The organism is Mycobacterium ostraviense (assembly GCF_002705925.1).
Lineage (GTDB): Bacteria > Actinomycetota > Actinomycetes > Mycobacteriales > Mycobacteriaceae > Mycobacterium > Mycobacterium ostraviense.
Genome location: NZ_NKRE01000001.1, coordinates 556,621 through 574,981 on the forward strand (window position 1 = coordinate 556,621; position 18,361 = coordinate 574,981).

An 18,361-nucleotide genomic window follows, 5' to 3' on the forward strand; every position below is an offset into this window, starting at 1 on the left:
CGGCGCGTCACGCGAGCCGTCCCAGCGCGGCAGCGAACATCGCGTCGGTACCGTGCCGATGTGGCCACAGCTGAACGTAGGGTCCGTCGCCGAGCCCCTCAGTGACGGGTTGGAACAACGGCCGGGTGTCCAGCGCGGCCACCGGATGCCGGCGCAGGGCGTCGGCCACCACCCCCACGGTTTCGGCGAGGTGCGGTGAGCAGGTCGCGTACAGCACCACGCCACCGGGCCGGGCCAGCACGATCGCGGCAGCCAGCAGCTCACGTTGCAGCTTGGCCAGCGCTGGCACGTCGGCCGGTTGACGCCGCCAGCGCGCCTCCGGACGGCGGCGCAATGCGCCCAGCCCGGTGCACGGGACATCGACCAGCACCCGGTCGAAGCCGGGGTCGAGCCCGCTGTGCCGACCGTCAGCCTGCACGACCGCGACCGGCAGCCCGGCGGTGTTGGCCCTCACCAGGCCCGCGCGCTGCGGCAACGGCTCGACGGCGGTCACCCGGGCCCCTGATTGCCCGCCGAGGCCGGCCAGCAACGTGGTCTTACCGCCTGGTCCGGCGCACAGATCGAGCCACCGGCCGCGGTCGTCGTCGACGGGAGCCAGCGTCAGCGCCCGCGCCACCAGCTGGCTGCCCTCGTCCTGGACCAGGGCGTGACCGTCACGCACCGGCGCCAGCTGTGCCGGGTCGCCGCCGGGCAGGTACACCGCGTACGGCGAGTACCGGCCGACGGTGCCGCCCACCGCGGCGGCGAGTTCGGCGGCGGTCAGTACCCCGGGGCGGGCCGCCAGGTGCACCTGCGGGCGTTCGTCGTCACTGGCCAGCACCGCGTCGAGTTCCGCGGCCGCTGCGCCCAGAGCGTCGGCGAATGCCTGAGCGATCCACCGTGGGTGGGCGTGCACGAAGGCGGCATGTCCGATCGGGTCGCTGCGCGGGTCGGGAGCCAACTCGTCCACCCAGCTCCGCTCGTCGCGGCCGGCGATGGTTCGCAGCACACCGTTGACGAATCCTGCTCGGGCAGAATCGAATTCGATGCCAGCCTGGTCGACCGTGGTGGACACCGCGGCGTGGGTGCCGACTCGGGTGCGCAGCAGCTGGTAGGTGCCCAGCCGTAGCAGGTCGAGCAGGACCGGGTCGATCGCCTCCGGTACGCGTCCGGCTGCCGCACCGATGACCGCGTCGAGCAGGCCCCTGGTCCGGCAGGTGCCGTAGGTCAGCTCGGTGGCGAAGGCGGCGTCGCGGCCGGTGGTGCCGCGTTCCCGTAGCAGCGCGGGCAGCGCCAGGTTTGCGTAGGCGTCCCGGCTGGTTACCGCGCGCAGTGCGTCGAACGCCGCGGCGCGTGCCGGGTCGAGCGGCCGGCGGCGGCGGCCTCGTTCGCCGGTTCGGGAACGTTGGGGCCTCGCGGTCATGAGGCCCGCACGCCGGGATTGAGCCGGGCACCGCGCGCCCAGTCGGCAGCGTCCATGAGCTTCTTGCCCGGTGGCTGAATCTGGCCCAGCCGCACCGGTTCGGAGCCGGTGCCGATCCACACGCTCGTGCGGTCTGCGTGAATAGCGCCGGGCGGTAACGGTTCTGGAGGTTTTAGTGCGTTGTCGAGCTGTACCGGTCCGAGCTTGACCCGCAGGTCGCCGATGAGGGTCCAGGCGCCGGGGTTGGGGGTGACGGCGCGAATTCGGCGTTCGACGACCGCCGCCGGAAGTTCCCAGCGCACCCGCGCCTGCTCCACGGTGATCTTCGGTGCCAGGCTGACTCCGTCGGCCGGCTGTGGTCGCGGTGTCAGCGTCTGGTCGGCGATGCCGTCCAGCGTGGCAGACAGCAGGGACGCACCCGAAACGGCAAGTCGCTCGAGCAAATCGCCAGCGGTGTCGGTCGGTCGAATGGCTTCGGTGACCACACCATAGACGGGGCCGGAGTCCAGACTGGGCTCGATCTGGAAGGTTGTGGCGCCGGTGATGGTGTCCCCGGCGGCAATCGCGGCCTGCACCGGCGCCGCGCCGCGCCAGGCGGGCAGCAGCGAGAAGTGCAGGTTGACCCAGCCGCGCGGCGGAATCGCCAGCAGCGCGTCGCCCAGCAGCGCCCCGTAGGCCACCACCGCGCAGCACTGCGGCGCCACCGCCGACAGTTCGGCGACGAATTCCGGCGAGTTGGGCCGCGACGGCCTTAGCACCGGTATGCCGCGATCGAGTGCCTCGCGGGCCACCGGCGACGGCTCCGGCCTGCCTCGCCGCCCGGATGCGGCGTCCGGCCGGGTCAGCACCGCGACCACCTCGTGACGGGGCGAGTCGATGAGGCGACGCAGTGCCGGCAGCGCGGGTTCGGGCGTGCCCGCGAAAACGATGCGCACCGCAACAGTCTAGGTAGCCGGCCAGCCGCACCGACGTGTCGCGGGCCACAATCCGGACCCGCCAAATTCTCAGCCAGTTATAACCTTGCTAATGCATATTATGTCCTATAGAAATGATCTGTTTCCCGAGTTTCCCACCGCGCCAGCGACGACGAGGTCGAAGTAACGCAGCCCTTCCCCTTCCCAAAGGAGCTCTCCATGACTCTCGACACACCGATCCGCGAAGACGCGACGCTGGCGGCTACGCACCGGGCGATGTGGGCCCTCGGCGACTATGCCCTGATGGCCGAGCAGGTGATGGCCCCGCTCGGCCCGATCCTGGTCGCTGCCGCGGGCATCGGGCCGGGCGTGCGGGTGCTCGACGTCGCGGCCGGTTCCGGCAACATCTCGCTGCCGGCGGCTAAGGCCGGTGCCACCGTCGTTTCCACCGATCTCACCCCGGAGCTGCTGCAGCGGTCTGCGGCACGCGCCGCGAAGTTGGGGCTGACCCTCGAGTACCAGGAAGCCAACGCGCAAGCGCTGCCGTTCGCCGCGGGCGAGTTCGACGCCGTGATCTCGGCGATCGGCGTCATGTTCGCTCCGGATCACCAGTGCTCGGCAGACGAGTTGGTCCGGGTCTGCAAGCCGGGCGGAACCATCGGCGTGATCAGCTGGACCCCGGAAGGATTCTTCGGCCGAATGCTGGCCGCCATCCGGCCGTATCGGCCGAGCCTGTCGGCGGCGTTACCCCCGTCGGCCCTGTGGGGCCGGGAAAACTACTTCCGCGGCCTGCTGGGTGATCGAGTCACCGATGTCAAGACGCGTCGCGAGCCGTTGAAGGTCACGCGTTTCAGCACCGCGCAGGACGTCCACGACTACTTCAAGACTCACTACGGCCCGACGATCGAGGCCTACGCCAACATTGGCGACAACGCGGTGCTGGCCGCCGAACTCGACGCCCAACTGGTCGAGCTGGCCGCGGAGTATCTGACCGGCGGCGTCATGGATTGGGAGGTCTTGATCGGCACCGCAGTCAAGATCTGAGTCGGATCAGGCCCGGGTCGGGCCATCCGCCGCCGGGCGACCGGCCCGACCCGGTACTGCGGCGTGCTACAACTCCATTTCGACGTGCGCGTCGGGCTCGCCGCCGGCAGCGGTAAACGCCGTCAGGGCACGCACCAACCCATGGCGTTCGGCCGGCGGCATTTGCTCGACGATGCGGGCGATTCCGGCACGCCGAAGCGCGGTGACCCGGCGGACCAGATCCCGGCCCCGCTTGGTCAGCACGGCGAGCAGTTCGCGCCGCGAGTTGGGGTGCGGCTGCCGGTCGATCATCCCCGCGCCGACCAGCCGGTCGACCATGCGGCCGGTCGCCGACGGTTGCACGCCCAGCAGGGTCGCCAGGGTGGCCAAGTTGATCGGACCTCGATTGGACAGGATCACCAGGGTCCGGAACTGCGGAATGGTGATCGTCTCATCGATCTGCGCGATGGAATGGGCCGAGATGGCTACCAGCAACCGAGACGCCGTCAGTAGCGAATCGGTGATCGCATCCACCGACTCCTCAGCTGCCGTTGCGTTCTCCGTGGACATCATGGCCCCCTTCCCCGGTCCACCGGGTCGTCAACTTCGTCGTCGCGCTTATACGGGCTGCAGCAAAATGAAGTCTAACAGCGTCCGATAGTCGTAGACATGGATTATTGATCAGATATATATTTTCTTCCGGGCATGATCGGATTGGGTTGCCGAAACCTCCAAGCCCGCCGCCGATGACGACGTCGCGCCGTGAGCTGTCCATTGCCGGCAGGAGGTCCGATGGCTCATGACCGCGGAGTTGCTGCGCCGCGCTCAGCAGCGCGCGGAGGCAGCGGGGCTGAAACTTGGCTGGCGCAAAGCCAACGCGGAAGCCTTGCCGTTCGGCTTCGGCGAATTCGACGTGGTGCTTTCGACGGTCGGGGCGATGTTCACCCCGCGGCAGCAGCGCACGGCCGATGAGCTGGCCCTGGTTTGCCGGCACGGCGGCAAAATCAGTGTGCTCAGCTGGACACCGGACGGCTTTTACGGCCAATTGCTCTCCACCATCAGGCCGTACCGACCGACCCTGCCGCAGGGGACGCCCCACGAGGTGTGCTGGGGCCGCGAAGACTATATCAGCGAGCTATTCACAGACCACGTCTGCGACATCCGTATGCAGGGTGGATCGCTGAGGGTGGACCGGTTCAACCACCCCGACGGGTGCGTCGAGTACTTCAAGGAGCGCAAGGAGTACTAAGGCCCGGCGATCAGCGCCTACCGCAACGTCGGCGGCGACACCGAGCGCGTCGCCAAGCTGGACGCCGACCTCAGCGAACTCAGCCGGGAATACGTCACCGATGGCGTGATGGGGTGGGAGTACCTGATTTCACCGCGCGCAAGCGGTGACAGCGGGAAACTAACCAATGTGCAGCGGGTCGATCTGCACCCGCACCGGCTCGTGGGTTTGACGTGCGCTGAGCACGGAGACCGCACGCCGAAGGCAGGCTGCCAGCTCCAGGCCGTGCTCACGGCGAACCCGAACCAACATCCTGGTGACGGGCGCTCCGGTGGGGATGCCGGCCGGTCGGCGCACGCCGGACGGCAGATCGACCGGGCCGAGCAACTCCGCTTGGAAGCGTTCGGGGTCGCGCAGCCCGGCCTGGTCAAGCAACGCCATGACCGCCTCGGCGGTGCCGTCGAGAGCCGCGATGTGCACGCTCGGCGGCAGCCCCACTTCGCTGCGGGCCATCAGCTCGGCCTCGGCGTGGCCCACCGGGTCCCAGCGAATCAGGGATTGCACCGTCGGGATGGCTGATTCGGCGACCACCATCACCACGCCGCCGTCAGCCCGCGACCGCACCAGCGCCGCCGCCGCCATCCAGCGCGAGAGCGCGTCCTCGGCGGCGCGCAGGTCCTGTCGCCCCAGCAGCGCCCAGGTGTCCAGCAGCAGCGCCGCCCCGTACCCATCGGACGCCCGGGGTTCGGCTCCGGGGGTCGCGACCACCAGCGCCGGGCGGGCGGCAACCTCGGGGACGACCGCATCGCCCGACGACGTGATCACCGCCGTACCCGGGAACGCCCGGCCGAGCTCTTCGGCCGTCCGCCGGGCCCCGACCACGACGGCACGCACCGCATCCGATCCGCAGCGCGCGCAGCGCAGCGCCGGTGCGGCGCGACCGCACCAGCGACACACCGCGCCGGGGGCGCCGCGCTCCTGCAGCGACAACGGGCCGGTGCAGTGCCGGCAGCGCGCGATCGTCCGGCAACGACCGCAGGCCAGTGACGGCACATAGCCGCGGCGAGGCACCTGAACCAGGACCGGTACCGCGGCCTGCAGCGCGGCGCGCGCGGCGCGCAAGGCGATGGACGGCAGTCGGGCGGTGTGCGCGGCGGGATCGCGTTCCTCGGCGTAGCCGCTGTCGTCGAGGGCGACGATGCGCGGACTGCGTGCACGCACCACGGGCCGCGCGGCGACGATGTCGTGAGCCCAGCCGCTGCGCACCAGGGCGTGGGCTTCGGCGGTTCGCGCGTAGCCGCCGATCAGCGCCGCGCACCGGGCCTGATGGGCACGCAGCATCGCCACCTCCCGAGCGTGGGGGTAAGGCGCCCGCGGCTCGGCCAGGCTGTCGTCGCCGTCGGCCCAGACCATGACCAGCCCCAGGTCGGTCAGCGGCGCGAACACTGCGCTGCGGGTGCCGATCACCAGCCGCGCGCTGCCCCGCAGCGCGGCCAGCCACCTGCGGTAGCGGGCGGCCGGTCCCAGGCCGGCCGACAGCGCCACCACGCTGGACTCGTCGATCTGGGCCGTCGCGGCCTGCCACAACGTGTCCAGATCACGCTGATCAGGCACTATTCCCAGGACAGCCCGGCCGGCGCGCACCGCCTGCGCGGCGGCCTCGGCGAAGCGATCCGCCCACTGCTCCGCCGGCAACGCCTGCCAGACCGCGCGCGCGGCCCGAGCCTGGGCGAGTGCGGCCAGGAACTGCCCGCCGCGGCCGTACATCTGCCAGCCCGACGGGTCGACCGGGTCGAGATCGGGCCGGTCGGCGATCAGCCCGGGCTCGCGTTCCACTCTCGCGTGCCGGGCCGGAATCGCCAGCCGCAACACGTCAGCCCGGGTGCCGGCATAACGGGCGGCCACCGCGTCGACCAACCGGCGGATTTCGGGAGTGAGCACCGGTTCGGCCGACACCACCCGATCCAGCCAGCCCAGCTTGCCCTGGTGGTCGGTGTCATTGCGGCGCTCCAGGACGAACCCGTCGACCAACCGGCCATGGAACCGCACCCGCACCCGCACCCCCGGCTGGGCGTCGTCGGACTGCTCGGCGGACACCAGATAGTCGAATTCGCGATCCAGGTGCGGTACCGACAGCATCGGAAGGATTCGGGCGATCGGCTCGATCTGGATGGGTGTCCGGTCGAAACCGCGAGATACGTTGCTGGACAATCCGCTAGCTGTCAGCCGGCGCAGCGGCGCTATCCGGGATTTCCCGCCCGAAGAAGAAGCCGGCCGTGATCAGGATTTCCGCGGCGGCGTACGACCACCAGATCGGGACCGCCAGCGCTTCGTTGCCCAGGATGAATCGGCTGATCGCGATCATCGAATCCGATACCGCGAAACTCAGCGCTCCGACGGCCGTCCAGATGGTCGGCAGGCGCGCCAAAAATGCGGTGCACACCATCGCCGTCAGCACCAGGATGTAGACAGTCACCGGTACCGTCAGCTTCTCCTGGCCCAGGTGCGGCCAGAACCAGACCAGCAGGGATATCGCCCCCGCACACATCAGCACCACCGGGGCCAGGCGCGCCCGCGACGGTGCCCGCCCCAGCGCCAGGGGCAGCATTGCGCCCAGAAAACACAGGTGCGCCAACAGGAATGAGCCGAGTCCGAAGACGAATGACTGTGTCCACCACGGGATGGCCAACAGCCAGTCACCGGCGGCCGAGAACAGCAGCGCCGGCACCAGCCACCGCCGCTCACGCGCGATCGGGTGCGCCACCGCCGCCAGAGCCAGCAGCACCGCCATCGACGCCTTGAATGGGGGCTGCAGAATCCAGTGTCCGGTCAATTCGGTGCCCGGCGGGCGGCTCATCGCGATCACAGTCAAGTAGACGCCGTAAGCCAGACCCGCCCACCCGGCCACCACCCAAGCACCGGCCACCAGACGAGATGCGTACGGTACCCGCATGCCCAGCTTGGACCAGACCGCCGACGAACGACCCGCTCTCGACTCCATCCTGCTGAAGGTACTGGATGCGGTTCCCTTTCGGCTATCGACCGACGACGGAATCGACGCCATGCGCCAGCGGATGCGTGATTTGCCGCGCCGGCCGGTACACCCCGACCTACGCGTCGAAGACCGGTCGATCGACGGGCCAGCCGGCGGCATCGGTATCCGGATCTATTGGCCACCACCTGATTCCGTTCAAGGCAGTGCCCCGCCGGTGGTGCTGTACTTCCACGGCGGCGGTTTCGTGATGGGCGATCTCGACACCCATGACGGCACCTGCCGTCACCATGCCGTGGGTGCCGGCGCGGTGATCGTGTCGGTCGACTACCGACTGGCGCCCGAGCATCCCTATCCCGCCGCCGTCGAAGACGCCTGGGCCGCAACATTATGGGCCGCCGAACGGGCTGCCGACATCGAGGCCGACAGCACCCGGCTGGCGGTCGCCGGAGATTCGGCGGGCGGCACCATCGCCGCGGTGATGGCTCAGCAAGCTCGTGACAATGCCGGACCGAACCTGGCTTTCCAGCTGTTGTGGTATCCCTCCACGATGTGGGACCAGTCGCTGCCGTCGTTCACCGAGAACGCCACTGCGCAGATCCTGGACGCCAAGGCGGTGGCCGCGTTCTCTCGTTGGTACGCAGGCGGAATCGACTTGTCCGACCCGCCGCCGGGAATGGCTCCGGGCCGGGCGCAGAACCTGGCCGGCCTGCCGCCGGCCTACATCGGGGTCGCCGGATACGACCCGCTGCGTGACGACGGCATCCGCTATGGCGACCTGCTGAGTGCCGCCGGCGTCCCCGTCGAGGTGCACAATGCCGAGACGATGGTGCATGGCTACGTCGGCTACGCCGGTGTGGTGCCGGCGGCCACCGCCGCGATGGATCGCGGGCTGACGGCGTTGCGCGAGGCGTTGCACGGGTAGCTGCCGCGTCCTAGCTAGTTTCGCTGTGGATACCCGCTGGGTGCCACGCCGTACCACCGTTTGAAGGCGTGCGAGAACGTCGAGACCTCGGTATAGCCCAGCCGCCTGGACACCTCTTCGGTGGTCAGACCGACATTGCACAACAAGTCGACCGCCACGGTGGAGCGCGCCTCGTTCAGCAAGGCGCGAAAAGACGTGCCTTCCTCGGCAAGCCGGCGCCGTAGGGTGCGCGGATGCAGGCCGAGCTCGGCCGCAACGTCGGGCAGCGTCGGAAATAGTCCGGAATCACGAAACAGCTTGGTGCGCACCAACGCAGTGATGCCCTGGCGTTGCTCATTGCGCTGCATCAGCACGTCACACTGCGCCATACACATTTCCAGGGTGTGCCGATCTGCTTGCGGCAACGGCTCGTCGAACATGGCACGCGGGAAGTGCAACCTGTTGTGGGCCCGGCCGAATGCGACGTGATGAATCGGCACCAGTTCGAGCAGCGGCCGCAGCAAACCCTCGTCGACCGCCACTTCCGCCGACACCTGCTCGGCATACTTGGCCGCCACCGGTAATGCGAAACTTGTTGTGGTGGCTAGGATTCCGGCGATGTCGCGTTCGATGAAAAACTGCTGCACGTCAACCGGCAAGTGACCGGCGTCCAGCTCGAGCAAACAGCCGCCGGCGGTTTCGAACAACCGGACGTCGATGTGCAACATCGTCAGCGCAAAGTAGCGCATCGCGATGTTGAAGAGTTCGCGCAAGGTGGCACAAGACATCACCGCGAAACCGAACAGTCCCAAATGGGTCAGCGTGAACCGGCTTCCCACGTCGACCCCGATCCCGGCATGGTCCGGCAACCGGGCCAGCAACCGGCGGACGGCAAGGATCTCGTCGCCGGCGCTGATGACGGCATCGGGATCATCGAGATCCGCCGGGCCGATCGCGGTGCCGGCAAGCACATCGCTGGTGGGCACCCCGTGCTCGTTGGCCACCTCGCAGAGTACCCGGGTCGCATAGACCCCGTGACTCACCTCGGGCTGCGCATGTTCCATGATCTGTCCTAAATTCCCAACTCTTTGTCCCATAGTCTCATTACCGGCGGCCGGCGTCGCCCATACAGTGACCACATGGCCAGTGTGATCGCCGACCGCCCCGTGAACCGACCGGCCAGACGTCTGAGCACCTGGACGATGACGCGCGAGGCCCTCACCGTCGGCTTCGATGCCGGCGACGGCTTCCTGGGCCGGGTACGCGGCAATGACATCACTCGATTCCGTTGTGCTGGAAGACGTTTCGTTTCTATCACGCATCCAGGCTATATCGACCACGTGTTACACGAGGCGCGGCTGAAATACGTCAAGTCCGACGAATACGAGCCGATCCGCGCGGCTGCCGGCATCAACCTGCTCACCGATGAGGGCGACTCGTGGGCCGCGCACCGCGGCGTGCTGAACCCGACGTTCGCCCGGCGGCACCTCAACGGCCTCGTCGACTTGATGATCGACCCGATCGAAGACGTCACCGCCGCAGTGGTGTCCTCCACGCCGTTCGACATGCACGAGACGATGGTCCGGGCAACCCTGCGCGTGGTCGCCAATGCCCTGTTCAGCCAGGACTTCGGGCCGCTGGTGCACAGCATGAATGACCTGGCGACCCGCGGGCTGCGCCGGGCCGAGAAGCTGGAGCGTCTGGGGTTGTGGGGGCTGATGCCGCGTCCGGTCTACGACGCGCTGATCTGGTGCACTTTTTCCGGCGTCCGGCTGCCGCCGCCGTTACGGGAGATGCAGGACATCACGCTGGCGCTCGACGCCGCGGTCAACGCGGTGATCGACGACCGGCTGGCCCATCCGACGCACTCCGAAGACCTGCTGAACGTGCTGCTGCACGCCGACGGCGGAAACTGGCCGCGCCAGCGGGTCCGCGACGAGGCGCTGACCTTCATGCTCGCCGGTCACGAAACCACCGCGAACGCGATGTCGTGGTTCTGGTATCTGATGGCGCTGCACCCCGATGCCCGTGGCCGGATGCTCGCCGAGGTCGACGGCGTGCTGGGGACCAGCCGGCCGACCGCAGACGACCTGGGCAAGCTGCCGTGGACGACGGCCTGCTTGCAGGAATCGCAGCGCTACTTCTCCTCGGTGTGGGTGCTGGCCCGCAAGGCCGTCGCGGACGACGTCATCGACGGGCACCACATCCGCCGCGGAACCACCGTCGTCATCCCGATCCACCACATCCACCACGACCCGCACTGGTGGCCCGAACCGGAGAAATTCGATCCCGGCCGGTTTCTGGGCAGCGGCGCCAAGGACCGTCCCCGCTCGGCCTATCTGCCGTTCGGAGGCGGCCGGCGCATCTGCATCGGACAGAGCTTCGCCCTGATGGAAATGGTATTGATCGCGGCAATCATGAGTCAGCGCTTTGTCTTTGACCTCGCACCGCACTACCCTGTCGAACCCGAGGCGACACTGACCCTGCGACCCAAGCACGGGCTGCACCTCATCGGAAGCGAGCGCTCATGAAGCCCGACTACCAGATACTGATCGTCGGCGCCGGATTCTCCGGGATCGGCGCGGCGATCGAACTCGACCGGGCCGGGTTCCACGACTATCTGCTGATCGAAGCCGGCGACGGAGTCGGCGGAACCTGGTACTGGAATACCTATCCCGGTATCGCCGTGGATATTCCGTCGTTTTCCTACCAGTTCTCATTCGAGCAGAGCGAGCGCTGGTCGCGCACCTACGCACCCGGCCGCGAACTTCGGGCATACGCCGAGCACTGCGTCGACAAATACGGAATCCGGTCGCGCATCCGCTTCAACACCAAGGTGCAGGCCGCCGAATACGACGACGAGCGGCGTCTGTGGCAGGTCCAGACGGACCCCGGCGGTGTGGTGACCGCCAGGTTCGTGATCAACGCCAGCGGCGTGCTGACCGTGCCGAAACTGCCCGACATCGACGGGGTGGACTCGTTCGACGGCGCCACCATGCACACCGCGCGATGGGACCACAGCCAAGACCTGACCGGTAAGCGCGTCGGGATCATCGGCACCGGCGCGTCGGCGGTCCAAGTCATCCCGGAGATCGCACCAATTGTCAAACACCTCACCGTTTTTCAGCGAACGCCGATCTGGTGCTTCCCGAAATTCGACGTGCCGCTGCCGGCGGCGGCGCGCTGGGCGATGCGCATTCCCGGCGGCAAAGCCGTCCAGCGGTGGCTCAGCCAGGCCTTCGTGGAAGCGACCTTCCCGATCTCTGCGCACTACTTCACGGTGTTTCCGCTGGCCCGATGGAGCGCGGTACTGGGACGGCGGTATCTGCGCCAGCAGGTGCAAGACCCGGTGGTACGCGACCAACTCACGCCGCGCTACGCGGTGGGCTGCAAACGGCCGGGCTTCCACAACAGCTACCTGTCCACCTTCAACCGCGACAACGTCCAGTTGGTCACCGAAGCAATCGACAAGATCACCCCGTCGGCGGTGGCCACCACCGACGGCGTCGACCATGAGATCGACGTGCTGATCCTGGCGACCGGCTTCAAAGTGCTCGACACCGACGACGTGCTCACCTACCCGGTGATGGGGCGCGGCGGCCGGTCCTTGAGCCGGTTCTGGGACGAACACCGGACTCAGGCTTACGAGGGCGTCAGCGTCCCCGGTTACCCCAACTTCTTCACGGTGTTCGGCCCCTACGGCTATGTCGGCTCGTCGTATTTCGCGCTCATCGAGGCGCAGACCCACCACATCCTGCGGTGCCTCAAGCGAGCCCGACGAGACGGCGCGACCCGTGTCGAAGTGACCGAGGAAGCCAACGCCCGCTATTTCGCCGAGGTGATGCGCCGCCGGCACCGCCAGGTCTTCTGGCAGGACAGCTGCCGGCTGGCCAACAGCTACTACTTCGACAAGAACGGCGACGTGCCGTTGCGCCCGACGACGACCATGCAGGCCTACTGGCGCAGTCGCCGCTTCGATCTCGACGACTACCGCTTCACCAGCTAGCTTCACCGGCTCTCGTGTAGGCTCGACATCTGTGGCCAAGATGTATTCGCATATCGACGAGTCGCTCCGAGAGTTCATCGGCAAGCAGGCCATGTTCTTCGTTGCCACCGCGCCGTCGGACGGCGGACGAGTCAACCTCTCCCCCAAGGGATACCGCGACACCTTCGCGGTGCTCGACGACCACACCTTCGCCTATATCGACTTGTTCGGCAGCGGCACCGAAACAATCGCCCACCTGCGCGACAACGGCCGGATCACCATCATGTTCTGCTCGTTCACCCGCAACTCGCGGATCCTGCGACTGTTCGGCGCCGGACGAATGGTACGCCCCGACGACGCCGAATTCGACAGTCTCCGAGCACATTTCCCGAATCTTCATGCGGGAACCAGGGCCGCGATCGTCGTCGATGTCGACAGAATCGCCGATGCATGCGGGTTCGCAGTCCCCTACTACGAACTCGTCGACGAACGGCCGGTGCTCGACGCCCATCACGCCAAGGCAACCGAGGAAGCCTACGTCCGCCTGGTCGAGCGCAATCAGCACAGCATCGACGGCCTGCCCGGGCTGGAGCCCGATCACCCGATGCCGCCCAGCGCCGAACACTGAGCGGCTCGCCGGTTCGCGAGCAGACACAGAATCGCACGCGGGGGCGCCCCGCGATGCGATTCTGTGTCTGCTCGCGCCGGGAACTAGATGGCGCGCTTGAGGTCGTCGACCTTGTTGAGCTGCTCCCACGGCAGTTCGATATCGGTGCGGCCGAAGTGTCCGTAGGCAGCCGTCGGCGCATAGATCGGGCGCAGCAGGTCCAGGTCACGGATGATCGCCCCGGGCCGCAGATCGAACACCTCACCGATGGCCTTCTCGATCTTGACCGGGTCGACCGTCTCGGTGCCGAACGTCTCGACGAACAAGCCCACCGGGGCGGCTTTGCCGATGGCGTAGGCCACCTGCACCTCCACCCGCTCCGCCAGCCCGGCCGCGACGACGTTCTTGGCCACCCAGCGCATCGCATACGCCGCCGACCGGTCCACCTTGGACGGGTCCTTGCCGGAAAACGCGCCACCGCCGTGGCGGGCCCAGCCGCCATAGGTGTCGACGATGATCTTGCGGCCGGTCAGTCCGGCGTCACCCATGGGCCCGCCGAGCACGAACTTGCCGGTCGGGTTCACCAGCACCCGCACCTGCGAGGCATCCAGCGTCTGGTGGGCCAACTCGTCGAGCACACTCGTGAGCACCTGCTGGCGGATGTCCGGATCCAGCGTCTTCTCCAGGTCGATGTCGGCGGCGTGCTGCGTGGAGATCACCACGGTGTCCAGCCGCACCGGGACGTTGTCCTCGTAGGCGATGGTGACCTGCGTCTTGCCATCAGGGCGCAGGTAGGGCAGCACACCGTTCTTGCGGACCTCGGTCAGCCGCCGCGACAGCCGGTGCGCCAGCGCGATGGGCAGCGGCATCAGTTCAGGAGTGTCGTTGATCGCGTAGCCGAACATCAGCCCCTGGTCGCCGGCGCCCTGAGCGTCCAGCGGGTCCGCCGCACCCTCGACGCGCGCCTCGTGCGCGGTGTCGACGCCCCGGGCGATGTCGGGAGACTGCGCACCGATGCCGATGTTGACACCACACGATGCCCCGTCGAAGCCCTTGTCCGACGAGTCGTAGCCGATCTGAAGGATCCGGGCCCGCACGGTGTTGGTGATGTCGGCGAACGCCGCTTTCGCCGAGGTGGTCACCTCGCCCACCACGTGCACCTGCCCGGTGGTCACCAACGTCTCGACCGCGACACGTGAGCGGGGATCCTCCGCCAGAAGCGCGTCGAGGACCGAGTCGCTGATCGCATCACAGATCTTGTCGGGATGTCCCTCGGTCACCGACTCACTGGTAAACAGCCGACCCTTTTCGCTCACTCTGCGTCCTTCCAATAATTAGTTAGCCGAATTATATCCTCCGGCAACAATTTCAGTTCGTCCACTCGGGCAAGGGATCGTCCAGCACCTCTCCAGCAGCCGTACAGGCCTCCACCCGCCGATCCGCTACCCGGTACAGCCATGCAAAAACGCGACGATCGCGTCAACGATACGACTGGCCATCAGCGTCTTGGAACCGTGCTGCAGCGCCGACTCGGTTCCGTCGGAAGCCAGCAGCCAGCCATCGTTGTTGTCCACCTCGAAGGCCCGGCCGTCACCGACCGCGTTGACGACCAGCAGATCGCAGCCCTTGCGCTGCAGCTTTTCCCGGGCGTGAAACAGCACATCGCCATTGGCGTCACCGGTCTCGGCGGCGAACCCCACAATGGCCCGCATTTTGGGTAACTGCCCGTGCTCGCGGGCGCGCACCACGCCGGCCAGGACGTCGTCGTTGCGCACCAATTCGATCGTCGGCGGCCCGTCGGAACCTTTCTTGATCTTGGCTGCCGATACCTGCGCGGGCCGGAAGTCGGCGACGGCCGCCGCCATGACCAGCACGTCGACCTCGGGTGCGTGCTTGGACACCGCGTCGCCGAGTTGCTGCGCCGAGCTCACGCGCACCACGTTGACACCGGCAGGGTCGATGAGCCCGGCCGTATGTCCGGCGATCAGCGTGACCTCGGCGCCGCGCTGGGCGGCGACCCGCGCGACGGCATATCCCTGCTTGCCGGAGCTGCGGTTGCCGATGAAGCGCACCGGGTCGATCGGCTCGCGGGTGCCGCCGGCGGTCACCAGGAGTTTGCGGCCGGCAAGGTCGTACTGCAGGGCGTCGTGCCGCTCCAGCAGCAGCTGGGCAAAAGTGGTGATCTCCTCGGCCTCGGGCAATCGTCCCGGGCCGCTGTCACTGCCGGTGAGACGCCCGAATGCGGGTTCGAGCACCACCGCACCGCGGCGGCGCAGGGTGGCGACGTTGTCGACGGTGGCCGGGTGCAACCACATCTCGGTGTGCATCGCCGGCGCGAACAGCACCGGACATCGCGCCGTGAGCAGAGTCGCGGTCAGCAGGTCGTCGGCGCGGCCGTGCACCGCCCGGGCCAGCAGGTCGGCGGTGGCCGGTGCGACGACGACGAGGTCGGCCTGCTGTCCCAGGTGAACGTGTGGGACAGCGGGCACGTCGTCGAAAACGTCGGTGCGCACCGGCTGACCGGAGAGCGCCTCGAAGGTCGCCGCCCCGACAAAGCGCAGCGCGGATTCGGTGGGGATGACCCGGACATGATGCCCGGCCTCGGCGAGCTGGCGAACGACTGTGCAGGCCTTGTAGGCGGCGATACCACCGGAGACGCCGACTATGACCTGTTTGGGGATCCGCTTTCGGTCCATCCGGGGCCCGGCCCTGTTACTCGCCCTCGGTGTGCTCGAGCAGATCGGCGTGGATCTCGCGCAGGGCGATGGAGAGCGGCTTTTCCTGCAACCCGGGCTCGACCAACGGACCCACGTATTCGAGGATGCCCTCGCCGAGCTGGTTGTAGTAGTCGTTGATCTGCCGGGCGCGCTTCGCCGCGTAAATCACCAGCGCGTATTTGCTCGAGACGCGGTCCAGCAACTCGTCGATGGGCGGGTTGGTGATGCCGAGCGGGGTGTCGTAGGCCCCAACTCCTGCGGATGCCGGATCGAACTGATCCGAGGCGGAACCGGCTAGCGGCGCGTCTGACTGCGGAATGCTCACGAAAGACTTTCTCCTGGCGGCGTAGAGCGGTGCGAAAGCGGCAAAAATCTCGATTCTCAAACCCGGCTGGGACTCATGCAAAGCCGGGCATAGCACTAACCAGCAAGGATACCAATTCGGCGCACGCAGACTCCAATCGACGGTTCACCACGACCTTGTCGAAGTCGTTTTGGGCTGCCAATTCGATGCGCGCGGTGTCCAAGCGGCGGCTGATGACCTCCGGCGTTTCGGTGCCCCGGCCGACCAGTCTGGCCTCCAGGTCTTCCCAGCTGGGCGGCGCCAGAAACACGGTGATGGCCTCGGGCATCGCCTTCTTGATCGCCCTGGCCCCGGCGAGGTCGACCTCGATCAGAACCGGCTCACCTGACGCGGCGGCTTGCCGCACCGGCTTGGCCAGTGTGCCCGACCGGTGCAGGCCGCCGTGGATCTCGGCCCATTCCAGCAGCTCGCCGCCGTCGATCAGTTGCTGGAAACGGGCGGGGCTGACGAAGTGGTAGTCGACGCCGTCGACCTCACCCGGGCGTGGCACCCGCGTCGTGGCCGAGACGCTGAAGTGCAGGTTCGGGATCCGCTCACGCAGGCACCGGACCACGGTCGACTTGCCGACCGCGGAGGGACCGGACAACACGACGACGCGTCCTGTGCCCGGTCCCTCGCCGGCACTCACTGATGCTGATGCCCCTGGACCGGCACCCGGTACAGGCCGTTCGGACTGCATTCCCGGGCGTCGGGCCGGGCGGCCCGCCTCGCCCCCGCACGCGGGCGGAACACCCACCTCAGGCCCTCCGGCCTGCATCGTCGGCGGGGGGTTGGGCTAGGCGGAGCCGAATTTTTCCAGCAAGGCCTTGCGCTGACGGTCGCCCAGACCACGCAGGCGGCGAGTCGGCGCGATCTCCAGCTCGGTCATGATTTCCTGCGCCTTGACCTTGCCCACCTTCGGCAACGCCTCAAGCAGCGCGGATACCTTCATCTTGCCCAGGACTTCGTCGGTTTCGGCGTCCTTGAGCACCTGGGTGAGGTTGGTGCCGCCACGCTTGAGCCGGTCCTTGAGCTCTGCTCGCGCTCGACGTGCGGCAGCAGCCTTCTCCAACGCGGCCGCGCGCTGCTCGTCGGTCAACTGGGGAAGGGCCACGATTCCTCCGTCTCTCATCGATATCAATCGATCTTCATTTGTCTTGGCCGGGTATTCCAGCCAGCGCAGACGACCGTACTCACGCTGTCTGACGAAATCTAACCCGACCCCCTGGTTACGGCGACGAATGCCCAGCGTGGACCCAACTTGCAAGGCGACTCACAGGTCCGCCGGGCAGGCCCGGGACCCCGGCTGGAGGACCGGCCAGATCTTGAGGCTTCTCACTGTGATAACCCCTCTAGCAGCGGTTTTCGGTAGCGGATGCGCTGATCAACCATTACCGTCAGGCAGCCGGGGCTCGCCGCCGCCGGCATCAACGAAGCATAGTGCCGTGGATCACGCATTTTCGGTGACGAGTCGCGCGTGTCTCGCTACTTTCAACATGTCGCGCCGCGGAGGCGGCTGCGCTATCCCCCGGCCGCGGGCCTTGGTCGCGTCCAGATTGCCGCCATGGTCGCGACCCCTTGAATCCCAGGCCCAGAACACAGCCACCACGGCAACCTCGGCAAGGCATGCGTGCGCTATCGATCGGGAGCGACGTATCCGTGGGCGGCGTGCACTTCAGCGCGGGGTGAAGTTGCTGGAGGGGTGCGAGAACGCCGACGGCGGGTCGATGATGGTCGCCGGCAGATGCGTGGGATGGTCGACGTTTTGCGCGTTAAGCACGATAGCGACGGCTATGACCACGATGACGATCGAAACGATGGTGAAGACGTAACCGAGGATCAATCCCGCGGTGGCCATCGGGCGTCCGCCTTCGCTGCTGCGCTTGATCTGTGCTCGCGCGATGTGCCCGAAGATGATCCCCGATGGTGGGAACGACAGCGCGCAGACAAGTGCGGCGATCGCCATCCCATTGGCGGCAGGCGCCGGCGCGTAACACGGTGGCGGCGGGTTCCACTGCGAACCGCCGGGTGGTTGCTTGGGTTCACTCGAGGGGTGCGGATACATCACCTGAACCATTCGGTGCTTTCCTGCATCCTCAAGCGCGTCGAACACATTGGGTGCGTTCGAGTCGGCCTAGCTTCGCTAGATCCGGCACAGCCGGAATTTTGAGTCAAGTTTGACGTACTTGGGCTCGATTTGGCGTCTAGGCGGCCAATAGTGTTGTGCGACTGAGGTTTTCCAGGGC

General features: G+C 67.5%; 18 protein-coding genes. 6 read left to right on the forward strand and 12 right to left on the reverse strand.

The window, feature by feature from the left end; translation table 11 throughout:
• Positions 1 to 7: 7 nt before the first annotated feature.
• Together CDN38_RS02325 and fmt are read right to left on the reverse strand one after the other, a co-directional pair.
• Positions 8 to 1,402 carry an RsmB/NOP family class I SAM-dependent RNA methyltransferase gene (locus CDN38_RS02325; protein WP_099318759.1) on the reverse strand — a complete coding sequence of 465 codons (1,395 nt, stop codon included), beginning with the start codon at positions 1,400 to 1,402 and terminating at the stop codon, positions 8 to 10.
• The gene (gene fmt / locus CDN38_RS02330; protein WP_075511662.1) at positions 1,399 to 2,337 is read right to left on the reverse strand and encodes a methionyl-tRNA formyltransferase; all 939 of its coding nucleotides are present in this window, start codon (positions 2,335 to 2,337) and stop codon (positions 1,399 to 1,401) included. The genes CDN38_RS02325 and fmt overlap by 4 nt, the downstream gene beginning before the upstream one ends.
• Positions 2,338 to 2,535: 198 nt before the next feature.
• Between fmt and CDN38_RS02335 the strand changes: the two genes are divergently transcribed.
• A complete protein-coding gene (locus tag CDN38_RS02335; protein WP_075511663.1) occupies positions 2,536 to 3,360 on the forward strand; it encodes a class I SAM-dependent methyltransferase in 825 nt (274 codons plus the stop codon).
• Between the two features lie 66 nt (positions 3,361 to 3,426).
• On the opposite strand, the gene CDN38_RS02340 is transcribed toward CDN38_RS02335, so the two are convergent.
• Complete coding sequence (locus CDN38_RS02340; RefSeq protein WP_408633030.1) at positions 3,427 to 3,912, reverse strand: MarR family transcriptional regulator; 486 nt, start codon at positions 3,910 to 3,912, stop codon at positions 3,427 to 3,429.
• A gap of 226 nt (positions 3,913 to 4,138) precedes the next feature.
• On the opposite strand from CDN38_RS02340, the gene CDN38_RS02345 reads away from it, so the two are divergent.
• Complete coding sequence (locus tag CDN38_RS02345; protein WP_233027093.1) at positions 4,139 to 4,588, forward strand: class I SAM-dependent methyltransferase; 450 nt, start codon at positions 4,139 to 4,141, stop codon at positions 4,586 to 4,588.
• Positions 4,589 to 4,747: 159 nt separating this feature from the next.
• On the opposite strand, the gene CDN38_RS02350 is transcribed toward CDN38_RS02345, so the two are convergent.
• Positions 4,748 to 6,706, reverse strand: coding sequence for a primosomal protein N' (locus CDN38_RS02350; protein WP_075511679.1), 1,959 nt, complete (start codon positions 6,704 to 6,706; stop codon positions 4,748 to 4,750).
• Between the two features lie 76 nt (positions 6,707 to 6,782).
• Positions 6,783 to 7,520: a lysoplasmalogenase gene (locus CDN38_RS02355; protein ID WP_075511664.1), complete on the reverse strand. Its 738-nt coding sequence runs from the start codon at positions 7,518 to 7,520 to the stop codon at positions 6,783 to 6,785.
• Between CDN38_RS02355 and lipI the strand changes: the two genes are divergently transcribed.
• A complete protein-coding gene (gene lipI / locus CDN38_RS02360) occupies positions 7,519 to 8,484 on the forward strand; it encodes an esterase LipI (protein WP_075511665.1) in 966 nt (321 codons plus the stop codon). The two genes, CDN38_RS02355 and lipI, sit on opposite strands and share 2 nt — an antisense overlap.
• Before the next feature lie 14 nt (positions 8,485 to 8,498).
• On the opposite strand, the gene CDN38_RS02365 is transcribed toward lipI, so the two are convergent.
• The gene (locus CDN38_RS02365; RefSeq protein ID WP_075511666.1) at positions 8,499 to 9,527 is read right to left on the reverse strand and encodes an AraC family transcriptional regulator; all 1,029 of its coding nucleotides are present in this window, start codon (positions 9,525 to 9,527) and stop codon (positions 8,499 to 8,501) included.
• 75 nt (positions 9,528 to 9,602) lie between these two features.
• Here CDN38_RS02365 and CDN38_RS02370 point away from each other — a divergent pair, with 75 nt between their 5' ends.
• The 3 genes from CDN38_RS02370 to CDN38_RS02380 are packed head-to-tail and all read left to right on the forward strand — an operon-like array spanning position 9,603 to position 13,076.
• On the forward strand, positions 9,603 to 10,994 hold the full coding sequence (locus tag CDN38_RS02370; RefSeq protein ID WP_075511667.1) for a cytochrome P450: 1,392 nt from the start codon (positions 9,603 to 9,605) through the stop codon (positions 10,992 to 10,994).
• The gene (locus CDN38_RS02375; protein ID WP_075511668.1) at positions 10,991 to 12,469 is read left to right on the forward strand and encodes a flavin-containing monooxygenase; all 1,479 of its coding nucleotides are present in this window, start codon (positions 10,991 to 10,993) and stop codon (positions 12,467 to 12,469) included. Before CDN38_RS02370 ends, CDN38_RS02375 begins: the two co-directional genes overlap by 4 nt.
• A 40-nt stretch (positions 12,470 to 12,509) precedes the next feature.
• The gene (locus tag CDN38_RS02380; protein ID WP_408633054.1) at positions 12,510 to 13,076 is read left to right on the forward strand and encodes a pyridoxamine 5'-phosphate oxidase family protein; all 567 of its coding nucleotides are present in this window, start codon (positions 12,510 to 12,512) and stop codon (positions 13,074 to 13,076) included.
• Positions 13,077 to 13,159: 83 nt separating this feature from the next.
• Here CDN38_RS02380 and metK read toward each other — a convergent pair whose 3' ends face one another.
• The 6 genes from metK to CDN38_RS02410 form a co-directional block, all read right to left on the reverse strand.
• A complete protein-coding gene (gene metK / locus CDN38_RS02385) occupies positions 13,160 to 14,371 on the reverse strand; it encodes a methionine adenosyltransferase (protein WP_075511670.1) in 1,212 nt (403 codons plus the stop codon).
• A 126-nt stretch (positions 14,372 to 14,497) separates the two neighbouring features.
• On the reverse strand, positions 14,498 to 15,751 hold the full coding sequence (gene coaBC, locus CDN38_RS02390; protein WP_075511671.1) for a bifunctional phosphopantothenoylcysteine decarboxylase/phosphopantothenate--cysteine ligase CoaBC: 1,254 nt from the start codon (positions 15,749 to 15,751) through the stop codon (positions 14,498 to 14,500).
• Positions 15,752 to 15,767: 16 nt separating this feature from the next.
• On the reverse strand, positions 15,768 to 16,097 hold the full coding sequence (gene rpoZ, locus CDN38_RS02395; RefSeq protein ID WP_075511672.1) for a DNA-directed RNA polymerase subunit omega: 330 nt from the start codon (positions 16,095 to 16,097) through the stop codon (positions 15,768 to 15,770).
• Positions 16,098 to 16,170: 73 nt separating this feature from the next.
• Entirely contained in the window at positions 16,171 to 16,764 is a 594-nt protein-coding gene (gene gmk / locus CDN38_RS02400) for a guanylate kinase (protein WP_075511673.1), read from the reverse strand.
• Between the two features lie 147 nt (positions 16,765 to 16,911).
• The gene (mihF, locus tag CDN38_RS02405; RefSeq protein ID WP_015355818.1) at positions 16,912 to 17,229 is read right to left on the reverse strand and encodes an integration host factor, actinobacterial type; all 318 of its coding nucleotides are present in this window, start codon (positions 17,227 to 17,229) and stop codon (positions 16,912 to 16,914) included.
• Positions 17,230 to 17,790: 561 nt separating this feature from the next.
• Positions 17,791 to 18,192 (reverse strand): DUF4190 domain-containing protein, encoded by a 402-nt coding sequence (locus tag CDN38_RS02410; protein WP_075511674.1) that lies wholly within the window; start codon positions 18,190 to 18,192, stop codon positions 17,791 to 17,793.
• Positions 18,193 to 18,361 lie beyond the last annotated feature (169 nt).